Source organism: Bradyrhizobium sp. (assembly GCF_035484855.1).
Taxonomy (GTDB): Bacteria; Pseudomonadota; Alphaproteobacteria; order Rhizobiales; family Xanthobacteraceae; genus Bradyrhizobium.
The window spans coordinates 1-10,735 of sequence record NZ_DATHOP010000185.1 but is presented as its reverse complement, the minus strand read 5'-3'; the positions used below and the strand labels follow the sequence as shown (position 1 = coordinate 10,735).

General features: G+C 62.9%; 10 protein-coding genes. 6 read left to right on the top strand and 4 right to left on the bottom strand.

Features of this window, described 5'->3' with window-relative positions; all coding sequences use genetic code 11:
- Positions 1–439: 439 nt before the first annotated feature.
- Together VK804_RS20970 and VK804_RS20965 are read left to right on the top strand one after the other, a co-directional pair.
- Positions 440–1,186, top strand: a complete 747-nt coding sequence (locus tag VK804_RS20970; RefSeq protein ID WP_325373779.1) for a peptidase — start codon at positions 440–442, stop codon at positions 1,184–1,186.
- A gap of 25 nt (positions 1,187–1,211) precedes the next feature.
- Positions 1,212–1,970, top strand: a complete 759-nt coding sequence (locus VK804_RS20965) for an SDR family oxidoreductase (RefSeq protein ID WP_325373777.1) — start codon at positions 1,212–1,214, stop codon at positions 1,968–1,970.
- Positions 1,971–2,138: 168 nt separating this feature from the next.
- Here the strand turns inward: VK804_RS20965 and VK804_RS20960 are convergent, their stop codons facing one another.
- Positions 2,139–3,161 carry a glycosyltransferase family 2 protein gene (locus VK804_RS20960; protein ID WP_325373775.1) on the bottom strand — a complete coding sequence of 341 codons (1,023 nt, stop codon included), beginning with the start codon at positions 3,159–3,161 and terminating at the stop codon, positions 2,139–2,141.
- A 181-nt stretch (positions 3,162–3,342) separates the two neighbouring features.
- On the opposite strand from VK804_RS20960, the gene VK804_RS20955 reads away from it, so the two are divergent.
- Entirely contained in the window at positions 3,343–4,632 is a 1,290-nt protein-coding gene (locus VK804_RS20955) for a glycosyltransferase family 87 protein (RefSeq protein ID WP_325373773.1), read from the top strand.
- Positions 4,633–4,706: 74 nt separating this feature from the next.
- Entirely contained in the window at positions 4,707–5,957 is a 1,251-nt protein-coding gene (locus VK804_RS20950) for a NupC/NupG family nucleoside CNT transporter (RefSeq protein WP_325373771.1), read from the top strand.
- A gap of 84 nt (positions 5,958–6,041) precedes the next feature.
- Here the strand turns inward: VK804_RS20950 and VK804_RS20945 are convergent, their stop codons facing one another.
- The 3 genes from VK804_RS20945 to VK804_RS20935 form a co-directional block, all read right to left on the bottom strand.
- Positions 6,042–7,952: an acyltransferase family protein gene (locus VK804_RS20945; RefSeq protein WP_325373769.1), complete on the bottom strand. Its 1,911-nt coding sequence runs from the start codon at positions 7,950–7,952 to the stop codon at positions 6,042–6,044.
- 40 nt (positions 7,953–7,992) lie between these two features.
- The gene (locus VK804_RS20940) at positions 7,993–8,541 is read right to left on the bottom strand and encodes a cupin domain-containing protein (RefSeq protein ID WP_325373767.1); all 549 of its coding nucleotides are present in this window, start codon (positions 8,539–8,541) and stop codon (positions 7,993–7,995) included.
- A gap of 151 nt (positions 8,542–8,692) precedes the next feature.
- On the bottom strand, positions 8,693–8,980 hold the full coding sequence (locus tag VK804_RS20935; RefSeq protein ID WP_325373765.1) for an usg protein: 288 nt from the start codon (positions 8,978–8,980) through the stop codon (positions 8,693–8,695).
- 382 nt (positions 8,981–9,362) lie between these two features.
- Between VK804_RS20935 and VK804_RS20930 the strand changes: the two genes are divergently transcribed.
- Together VK804_RS20930 and groEL are read left to right on the top strand one after the other, a co-directional pair.
- The gene (locus VK804_RS20930) at positions 9,363–9,680 is read left to right on the top strand and encodes a co-chaperone GroES (protein ID WP_325373763.1); all 318 of its coding nucleotides are present in this window, start codon (positions 9,363–9,365) and stop codon (positions 9,678–9,680) included.
- Between the two features lie 89 nt (positions 9,681–9,769).
- Positions 9,770–10,735, top strand: a 966-nt coding sequence (gene groEL / locus VK804_RS20925; protein ID WP_325373761.1) for a chaperonin GroEL, incomplete at its 3' end; no start/stop codon positions are given.

Below are 10,735 nucleotides of genomic sequence, written 5' to 3'. Positions count from 1 at the left end.
AATGCACACGGGCCGCGGGTGCGCGCTGGCACCCGGCCTTCTCTGCGCCCTCTGTTCTTTTGAGGGTCAGTTCATGCAACGGCTCGGGCGCATTCGCGTCGCGAGAATGCGGAAGCTTGTTCTCCGTCATTGCGAGAAGCGACTTGTCCGCCGTAGCTCAGAGAGCGAAGGCGGAAGCGACGAAGCGATCCATCTTTCTTTTCGCGGTGAGATGGATTGCTTGGCTGCGCTCGCAATGACGGGGCTGAATCGGCCGGCTCTTTGAAAATCGAATCCGAAATGGCTCGCTCTTCCCTGCCCTCCCTGGCAGCATCGCGACTGGCGATGGCCGCGCGCTGAACCGCCCTCCCGGTCAGCCACACACGCCCCCGGGATTTAGGGTTGGACGATCGGCCGAAATTGGTTAGTAATTTCGCGCCGTCTGCTTTCGAGGACCGAAATGACCTATTGCTGCGGAATTCTGGTGCGGGACGGGCTGGTCATGATCGCGGACACCCGGACCAATGCCGGCCTCGACAACGTCTCGACCTTCCGCAAGCTCCATATCTTCTCCAAGCCCGGCGAACGCATCATGGCGGTCGCCAGCGCCGGCAACCTCGCGATCAGCCAGTCGGTATTGTCGACCCTGACCGAGGGAATGGAAGACCCGCACACCGGCGAGGTCGAGACCCTGATGAACGCGCCGACCATGTTCCAAGCTGCCCAGCGCATCGGAAAGGCGATCCGCGCGGTCCATGCCACCGAAGGCACCGCGCTGCAGTCCGAGGACATCAATTTCGACGTGTCGTTTCTGTTCGGCGGCCAGATCAAGGGCTCGCGGATGCGGCTGTTCATGGTCTATCCGGCCGGCAACTTCATCGAATGCACCACCGATACGCCCTATTTGCAGATCGGCGAGCACAAATACGGCAAACCGGTGCTCGACCGCGCCATGCATTACGATGTCGAATTGTATGAGGCGCTGAAGACCAGCCTGATCTCGATGGATTCGACCATGCGCTCCAATCTCGGCGTTGGCCTCCCGATCGACGTGCTGGTGGTGCGTTCGGACGTCTGCGAGGCCGATCTGAACCACCGCATCGAGGCCGGCGAGCCCTATTTCCACGATTTGCGCTCGCGCTGGTCGGCGGCGCTGCGCGCGGCACACCAGAATATCCCACGACCGCCCTACAAGGCGGAAACATAACCAAGAACGAAAAGGCAGAGGAAACATGACCGAGGCAGCAAACAAGATCGCCGTGGTGACCGGCGCGGGCACCGGTGTCGGACGCGCGGCGTCGATGGCGCTGATGAAGGCCGGCTTTACCGTCGTGCTTGCCGGACGACGCATGGACAAGCTGCAGGAAACCCAGAAACTCGGCGACAATGTCGGCAAGAGCCTCCCCGTCTCCGCCGACATGACCGATCCCGGCTCGATCGCAGCTTTGTTCGCCAAGGTGATGGAGACCTACGGCCGGCTCGACGTGCTCTTCAACAATGCCGGCATGGGCGCCCCGCCGGTGAATTTCGAGGATCTTTCACTGGCGCAATGGCAGGCGGTGGTGAATACCAATCTCACCGGACCGTTCCTCTGCACCCAGCACGCCTTCCGCATCATGAAGGACCAGACCCCGCGCGGCGGCCGCATCATCAACAACGGCTCGATCTCGGCGCACGCGCCGCGGCCGTTCTCTTCGGCCTATACCTCGACCAAGCACGCCATCACCGGTCTTACCAAAGCGACCAATCTCGACGGCCGCGCCTACGACATCGCGGTCGGCCAGGTCGACATCGGCAACGCGGCAACGCCCATGACCGACCGCATGGTCGACGGCGTGCTGCAACCCGACGGCCGCAAGATTCCGGAGCCGCGCATGGATGCGAAGGCGGTCGGCGATGCGGTGGCCTACATGGCGACGCTGCCGCTCGACGCCAACGTGCTGTTCATGACGGTGATGGCCAGCAAGATGCCGTTCGTCGGGCGGGGCTGAGCTTCTCGCCAATTAAATCGGCGGTCATGCAAACCTCGTCATGCCCGGGCTCGTCCCGGGCATCCACGTCTTCGCAGACATCGCAACAAGAAAGACGTGGATGGCCGGGACATCTGCGCGAAGACGCGCTTCGCACTTTTGCCCGGCCATGACGAAGAAAGCGGCTCGCTAGGCCTGCCGCCGCGCCGGCTGCTCCGCGCCGGCCTCGGCTGGCTTCGCAGACTCCTGGACCGCGCGTGACGGCGCGCGGCTGAGGAACGGATGCAGCGGTTCGCGTGGGCTGGCGCTGATGTCGTAGTTGAGGAATGACAGCAGCAGCTGGAATCCGATCAAAAATGTCAGCGCCGCGATCATGATGGTGCCGGTCGGCACCAACTGCTCCGGCGGCGCCGACCACCAGTGGTACAATCCAAACATCAGGCCAAAGCCGAATAGCGCAGCGCCCGCGACAAGCTGGATCGAGGCGAGCGAGAATTCGCGGAAGAAATAGCGATAGAGAATCCGCCGTAGCGTATTGCGCAGGTGTCCGGCGAGGAACGGCGCCAGCTGTTGCGATATGCGCAGGCTCGAAACCTCGTCGCCGTAGGAGGCGCGCATCGGAAACTCGACCACCTTGGCGCGGATCAGGCCGAGATGAAACAGCAAGTCAGTTTCGAAGAAGAACCGCTTGGCGATGCGCTCGTCGTCGAGCAGCTCGGCGACGCGGGCCTGGATCGCGAAGAAGCCGTTGGTCGGATCCATGATGGTCCAGTAGCCGCTGGAGAGTTTGGCCATGAACGACAGCGCGAGATTACCGAACAGCCGGGCTTTCGGCATCGACCTCGCATTGGTGAGGAAGAAGAAGCGGTCGCCCTTGACGTAGTCAGCCTGGCCGCCGGCGATCGGGTGAATCAGCGCCGGCACCTGCGAGGGGTCCATCTGGCCGTCGGCATCGATCTTGACGATGATATCGGCGCCGCGCTCGATCGCGTATCGCATGCCCGTGAGGAACGCCGCGCCAACACCACGGTTGTCGCCATGCATCAGGGCGACCACCCTCGAATCCGGACAGCTTTTGGCGACCGAGAGCGCCGTGCCCTCGGGGCATCCGTCATCGACCACGACGATCAGCTCGATTTCGGGGCCGATCGCCGAGATCACCGGCAAAATCGTCGCCGCCGCGCGGTAGGCCGGGATAACGACGGCAATCATCGACCAAAACCCGCTGCTGCCAAGAGTGTCGCGGAACGGGGCGCCAGGCCCCGGACAGGCGATCCGCGCAAGCTTTGCAGGCTTCCCCTAAAGAATATCTTAAGTGGCGGCTCCTAATCTGCCGCCGCCGCGCCCTGCCCGCCGGTTCGGCCGCGGCATGCCTTTTGAGGGCCGGATCCCGATGCAACACCAAAACCTGTCCGATCGGGACCGTGCGGCCGCGGTGGGCGGCATTCGCCGGTTCTTCATGGCGCTTGCGCCGGAAACCGACGATCCCGACAACGCCGAGTTCCTGCGGGCGCTGCTGCTGCTCGGCGGCGCGCTGTTTACCCTCACGCTGCTCACTTATCTTTGCACCACCACCTGGACCTGGCCTTATCCGCGCGACAAGGCCACGCTCGTGCTGGGGCGAGATTTCCTGAATCTGTGGATGTATGGCCGCGCGCTGTTCGATACTGACCCTGCGCGTTTCTACGATGTCGCGACCTATAACGACGCGCTCGCCAGCCTGCTCGGTCCCGGTTACCCCGGACAGAACTGGCCGAATCCACCGACCGCGCTGGTGGTGATGGCGCCGTTCGGCTTCCTCGCCTACTTCCCGGCGCTGATCGCCTGGTTCGCGATCGGGTATCTCGCATTCTACCTGGCGGGACGTCGCGAGGTTTCCCTTCGCATTCTCGCGGTCGCACTGGTATCGCCCGCCGCGCTGTTGTGCGTGATCTCGGGCCAGAGCTCGTTCCTGACATCAGCCGCCCTGCTCGCGATCTTCGCCTCGCTCGACAAGCGACCACTGGTCGCCGGCGTCCTGATCGGGCTATTGACGGTCAAGCCGCAGCTTGGCCTGTTGTTTCCATTCGCGCTGATCGCTTCGGGTCGCTGGCGGGTGTTTCTATCGGCCGGCGCGACCTCGCTGGCGCTGATCGCGGCCAGCATAGCCCTCGGGGGCGAGGCGAGCTGGCACGACTACATCGTCAAGGCGCTGCCGCTGCAGCGCGAGGTGCTCGCCGATTCCGCCGGCACCGCGATGCCGTTTCATCCCACGATTTTCATGAACCTCCGCGGACTGCTCGGCAACCGGGTCAGTGAAGGGATCCAGCTGGCGTTCACATTCGCGGCAGTCGCCACTGTCGCGGTCGCGTTCCGCTATCGCCGGGATGCCGATCCGCGATTGTTGCGCGCGCTGTTTCTCGCCTGCACGGTTTGCGCCTCGCCCTATATGGGCGCCTACGATCTGCTGCCGCTGACGTTTGCGGCGGTGGCATTGCTGGCGGCCGGCCAACTCGATGCGACCGGACGGCGGCTGGTGCAGCTGGTGTTCTGGGCGCCGGCGCTGCAATTGCTGTTCGGCAATCTACAAATACCCGGTCCCGGTTTCATCGCGCCGGCGTTCGCGGCGTATCTGATGCTAAAACTGTTCGCGCCGATGATGCGTCGCGCCGGGCAGCACGACGGTCTCGCAGCCGCCGGCTGATGCAAGGCCGCTACCGGCGCATTGCGCTCCCGCCGGCGATGCCGTCATAATCGTCCCGGGCCTTCGGGGGAATCATGCTTCAGCTGCAATCCTTGCTCGGCATGTTCGCGTTGCTCGCGATCGCCTGGGCGTTCGGCGAGAACCGCAGCGCCGTTTCCCCAAAACAGGCCGCCATCGGCCTTTTCGTCACCATCCTGACCGCCGTGGCACTGATCAAACTGCCGTTCGTCGCGCATGGATTCGGCGTCATCAACGACGCGGTCGGGGCGATTTCGTCGGCCTCGCGCGCCGGCACGTCCTTCGTGTTCGGCTATCTCGGCGGTGGCACGCTGCCGTTCGACCTGAAGACGCCGGGCGCGGATTTTATTCTCGCATTCCAGGCGTTGCCCGTCGTGCTCATCATGAGCGTGCTGACCACGCTGCTGTTCTACTGGAAAGTGCTGCCGCCGGTGGTGCGCGGCATGGCGTGGGTGCTGGAGCGCACGCTTGGCGTCGGCGGCGCGGTGGGCCTGTCGACGGCGGCCAACATCTTCCTCGGCATGGTGGAAGCGCCGCTGTTCATCCGGCCCTATCTGGCGCAACTCACCCGCAGTGAACTGTTTTTGGTCATGACCGGCGGCATGGCCGGCATCGCCGGCACCGTGCTCGTGCTCTACGCCACGCTGCTGGCGCCGCTGATCCCGGATGCGGCGGCACATTTCGTCATCGCGTCGGTGCTGGGCGCGCCGGCGGCGATCCTGGTCAGCCTGATTATGGTGCCGGAGACGACCGAACAGCGCACCGGCGGCGGGCTGGGCGATCCCGAATTGCATGCTTCTTCCACCATGGATGCGATCGTCAAGGGCACCACCGCTGGTCTCGAACTGCTACTCAACATCGTCGCGATGCTGATCGTGCTGGTGGCGCTGGTCTATCTCGCCAATGCTATTCTCGGACTCTTGCCCAACGTCGGCGGCGCGGGGATTTCACTGCAACGGATGCTCGGCTACCTGATGGCGCCGGTATGCTGGCTGATGGGCCTGCCGTGGTCGCAGGCGATCACGGCGGGAAGCCTGATGGGCACGAAAACCGTGCTCAACGAGCTGATCGCCTATGTCGATCTATCGAAACTCGGCACCGACGCGCTCGATCCGCGCTCGCGGCTGATCATGCTGTATGCGATGTGCGGCTTTGCCAATTTCGGCAGCCTCGGCATCATGATCGGTGGGCTGGGCACCATGGCCCCCGAACGCCGCCACGAGATCAATTCGCTCGGGCTGAAATCGATCGTCTCGGGCACGCTGACGACGTGTTTGATGGGCGCGATCGTCGGGGTGCTGACGTAGCTCGTCATTCCGGGGCGCCCGCGGGGCGAACCCGGAATCTCGAGATTCCGGGTTCGATGCTCCGCATCGCCCCGGAATGACGGTTTACTTCTTCAACCCCAATAGCGGCGTCACCTTCCCCATCACATATTCCGATCCCTCCGCGGTCAGATGCGCATGATCCCATGCCAAGGGAATGCCGCCGTCGATGGTGATGGGGCACTGCCGTGCCGGGCAGACGGCATCGAGCACCGAGAGATAGGAGAACTTCTCGTGCGCCGGGAGCGCCGCCTGCATGGTGCGGTCGAGCACGAAGATATCCGGCAGGACGAAATCATCCGCAAGCGGCTCGACCTGACGCAGATGGGCGCGCATCAGCATCGACGGCAGCCTCGACCTGAACTGCACGGCCGGGCCGAGCAGCACCACTGATATGCCTGATGCGTTGAGCTTTGCGATCGTCTGCCGGAGGTCGGCGATCATGCCGTCGAACCGCGGCGGACGGGAATATTCCAGCCAGTCGGCGGAGAGGATGACGAGATCGGGCTTGTGAGTAGCAAAGAAGCTGTCCATCTGGGTTGCAAAATCGCGGCAGGCCGCTGTGCCCTGGGCAGAGGCGTTGAAGGTCGGCATGCAGGCGGCCTGCGTCGCCTGCAAGATGTTTGTCGTTTGCGGATCGGTCGCTGCGCGCAAGCCGTGGAAATAATGCGCGGCGAGGCTGTCACCCCACAACAGCAGATTGGTCTTGCCAGGGGCGAGCGCGAGGCAGGATGCGTCGAGCACCCCGCCGGCAGGCTCAAAACAGCTGCCGACGCGGTAGAGCGGCCGGTAGTCGAAGTCGTTGTAGGATTCGAGCTGCAGCGCGGCGCGGTCGGCATCCGACGGCGTCCGGCTCGAAAACCATCCGCCGGCGCTGCCGGCCAGCAGCACGATCGAAGCCAGGCCTGCGATGCGGAACGCGGTGCCTCGCGTCGGCGCCAGCCGGCGCTCGCGAAACGGCTGTTCGACGAAGCGCCACGACAGCCAGGAGATCGCAACCGTCAGCGCGAACAGCGCAAGTTTGTCGGTGGCATCCAGCACCAGGCCGCTTTTCGAGAACCGCGCGAAGGTGAACAGCGGCCAGTGCCAGAGATAGAGCGAATAGGAAATCTGCCCGAAGAATCTTGCGACATTTAGCGGCGAATACCGACTTCGTTCCAGCGTCGGCACGCCGATGCCGCTCCAGATGAACATCGCAGCGCCAATGCACGGGGTGAGCGCATTGAAGCCGGGAAAGCCTGGGCCCTGCCGCAGCGAGAAAATCGGGATCGCGAGCAGCACCAGCGCGATGCCGCGCGCGATATTTTGCGCCAGCGCATGGCGCAGCACCGGGAAGCCAGGGGTTGCGACTAGCCCGCCGATCAGGAATTCCCAGGCCCGCGGCGGGCTCATGAAGAAGGCGGTCGCGGAGCGGTCGGTCCGCATCAGCCAGATGCCGAGCGCGAACGAGGCCAGCGTGAGGGCTGCCAGCGCCAGCGGCAGCGCGACGCGGCCGCGCACAAATCGAAGCAGCGTCCAGAGCAACAATGGCAGCGCCAGGTAAAACTGCTCCTCGACCGCGAGCGACCAGGTGTGCAGCAGCGGCTTTTCCACCGCGGCATGGTCGAAATAGCCGGTCTGCAGCCAGAAGAAGAAATTCGAGGTGAAGGTGACGACGGCTGCGACCGAGCGGAAGAATTCCGCGCGTTCGGAGGTCAGGAGATAATGAAACGACGGGATCGCAGTCAGCGCCACCATCGCATAGAGCGCGGGCAACAGCCGCCGCACCCTTCGCTCGTAAAACTGCGCAAAGGAGAACGTGCCGTCCTTGACTTCGGAGGCGATGATCCCGGTGATCAGATAGCCCGAGATCACGAAGAAGATGTCGACGCCGACGAAGCCGCCGAACACCGCCGGCGCCTCGAAATGGAACGCGACCACCGCCAGAACCGCGATGGCGCGCAGCCAGTCGATATCCTCGCGATAGGTGCGCCTCACAATCGTTATGCCGTCCAGGCCTGATCGAGGCGCGCTGGCCTCATGCCGCGAGTTCGACGGTCTTGAATTCCGCCGGCAGGACTATTTCCAGCAATTCGACGTCGTCGGAATAATCCATGACCAGATGCTTGATGCGCGGCGGCTGGGTCCAGGCGCTGCCCTGCTGCATCAAGGTCTCGCCCTGCCCTTCCATGTAGGTCTTGACCCAACCCTTCAGCACATAAACCATCTGGAAGTCGAGATCGTGGAAATGCAGTTTTGAAACCTCGGCCGGGTTGCAGGGCCCGATCAGGCGGATCACTTGTGCATGCGCCAAGCCGTGGGTGGCATCCGCAAAGCCGAGGTCGCGATACTTCGCGTAGGTGCGCAGGCCGTCGGCCTTGAAATCCTCTTCGCGGTGATGGCTGATGGCGATCCGCTGTTTCGGACGCGCCCGCTTGGCGGGGGCCGGCGCGCGGCCTTTGGCCTTGAGCTTCTTGCGCGCGCTGGGCTTGGCGGCGCTCTTGCTGGCTGCGCTCTTGCGCGCCGGCGATTTCTTCTGCGCAGGCATGCGGGCCGCTGCCCGCGATTTCGGCTTCTTGCTGGCCATCGACGTTCTCCCTTTGCGTGATGCGGGAGAATGCTAGCACAAATCAGGCTTCGTAGGGTGGGCTAAGCGCAGCGAGCCCACCGACTTGCAGCGACAGCCTGACAAAGATGGTGGGCACGCAAGCGCTTTGCCCACCCTACCCGGTTCGCGGTCAATGCAGCCGGAACACGCCGTCGACGGCGCGCAGTTCGGCCGGCTTGATCAGCTTGGAATGCGCTACCGTGACCGCGTAGAGCGGGCCTTCCAGCTTCTCTTCCCAGAAGGAGAGGAAATCCTTCAGCCTCGGGAATTTCGGAAACAGATCGTAGTCCTGCCAGACATACGTCTGCAAAAGCGAGGGATGATCCGGCATCCGATACAGAATCTGCGCCGTCGTCAGCCCATAACCCAGCACCTGTTTCCGGAAATCCTCGGAAACGACCCCAACCCGCGAGACCATGCCAACCTCCATTTAAGGAGCGCATTTTCCGTCGGTGGCTGCCGACCGGGGAGCCACCCGGTGGAGATGCGCTCACATGAGAGAAATGTGACGCACGTGACCAACCCATCACAAGCCTAAATGTTTAACTAATTGTTGAAAATTCTCGCGTTAGCAGCAGCTTACCGCACCTGCTAATACGGGGTTCGGGGTCCGGCGGCCCGAATTAATGATGATGAACAAAATTGGCAGGCGCCATATTTGAGTGCCAATTTTTCTGCTAGAAGCCCTTGTCCCCACAACAAGTCTGGCCTATGTCCACTGCGGCCACGCTGGCACTCGCTGGTGGGGACTGCCAATTCTCAGAACATCGACAACATCTTCAAAAGCTTAGGAGGACTGCATGAAATTCCGTCCGCTTCACGACCGCGTTGTGGTCAAGCGCATCGACGCCGAGGAAAAGACAGCTGGCGGCATCATTATCCCGGACACCGCGAAGGAAAAGCCCTCGCAGGGCGAAATCACCGCCGTCGGCCCCGGCGGCCGCGACGAAGCCGGCAAGCTGATCCCGATCGACCTCAAGGTCGGCGACCGCGTGCTGTTCGGCAAATGGTCGGGCACCGAAGTCAAGATCGACGGCCAGGAGCTGCTGATCATGAAGGAAAGCGACATCATGGGCGTTCTCACCGATCTGCCCACCGCCAAGAAGAAGGCCGCTTAAGCCACAACTCGCACACGCTCACCCTGGGGAGCGCCTGTGAGGCGCCTCTCGAAGGGTGAAGACAGATATCAACTCAGGGAAAATCAAATATGTCAGCTAAGGAAGTCAAATTCGGCGTCGATGCCCGCGATCGCATGCTGCGCGGCGTCGAAATCCTGAACAACGCGGTCAAGGTGACGCTCGGCCCCAAGGGCCGCAACGTCGTGCTCGACAAGTCGTTCGGCGCGCCCCGCATCACCAAGGACGGCGTCACCGTCGCCAAGGAAATCGAGCTTGACGACAAGTTCGAGAACATGGGCGCCCAGATGGTGCGCGAAGTCGCCTCCAAGTCCGCGGATGCGGCCGGCGACGGCACCACGACCGCAACCGTTTTGGCGGCTGCGATCGTCAAGGAAGGCGCCAAGTCGGTTGCCGCCGGCATGAACCCGATGGATCTGAAGCGCGGTATCGACCTGGCGGTGGAAGCCGTGGTCGCCGACCTCGTCAAGAACTCCAAGAAGGTCACCTCGAACGAGGAGATCGCCCAGGTCGGCACCATCTCCTCCAATGGCGATGCCGAGATCGGCAAGTTCCTTGCCGACGCCATGAAGAAGGTCGGCAACGAGGGCGTCATCACGGTTGAGGAAGCCAAGTCGCTCGAGACCGAACTCGACGTCGTTGAAGGCATGCAGTTCGACCGCGGCTACATCTCGCCCTACTTCGTTACCAACGCCGACAAGATGCGCGTTGAAATGGAAGATGCCTACGTCCTCATCAACGAAAAGAAGCTGTCTCAGTTAAATGAATTGCTCCCATTGCTGGAAGCCGTGGTGCAGAGCGGCAAGCCGCTTGTGATTATCGCGGAAGACGTCGAAGGCGAAGCGCTCGCTACCCTCGTCGTCAACCGTCTGCGTGGCGGTCTGAAGGTTGCCGCCGTCAAGGCTCCCGGCTTCGGCGATCGTCGCAAGGCCATGCTGCAAGACATCGCAGTTCTGACCGGCGGTCAGGCCATCTCGGAAGACCTCGGCATCAAGCTCGAGAACGTCACCCTCAACATGCTCGGCCGTGCCAAGAAG

What these genes read in the sequence shown, in the direction of transcription:
- VK804_RS20970 (WP_325373779.1), top strand. Translation starts at nt 440, where the DNA reads ATGACCTATTGCTGCGGAATTCTGGTGCGGGACGGGCTGGTCATGATC.
- VK804_RS20965 (WP_325373777.1), top strand. Translation starts at nt 1,212, where the DNA reads ATGACCGAGGCAGCAAACAAGATCGCCGTGGTGACCGGCGCGGGCACC.
- VK804_RS20960 (WP_325373775.1), bottom strand. Translation starts at nt 3,161, where the DNA reads ATGATTGCCGTCGTTATCCCGGCCTACCGCGCGGCGGCGACGATTTTG.
- VK804_RS20955 (WP_325373773.1), top strand. Translation starts at nt 3,343, where the DNA reads ATGCAACACCAAAACCTGTCCGATCGGGACCGTGCGGCCGCGGTGGGC.
- VK804_RS20950 (WP_325373771.1), top strand. Translation starts at nt 4,707, where the DNA reads ATGCTTCAGCTGCAATCCTTGCTCGGCATGTTCGCGTTGCTCGCGATC.
- VK804_RS20940 (WP_325373767.1), bottom strand. Translation starts at nt 8,541, where the DNA reads ATGGCCAGCAAGAAGCCGAAATCGCGGGCAGCGGCCCGCATGCCTGCG.
- VK804_RS20935 (WP_325373765.1), bottom strand. Translation starts at nt 8,980, where the DNA reads ATGGTCTCGCGGGTTGGGGTCGTTTCCGAGGATTTCCGGAAACAGGTG.
- VK804_RS20930 (WP_325373763.1), top strand. Translation starts at nt 9,363, where the DNA reads ATGAAATTCCGTCCGCTTCACGACCGCGTTGTGGTCAAGCGCATCGAC.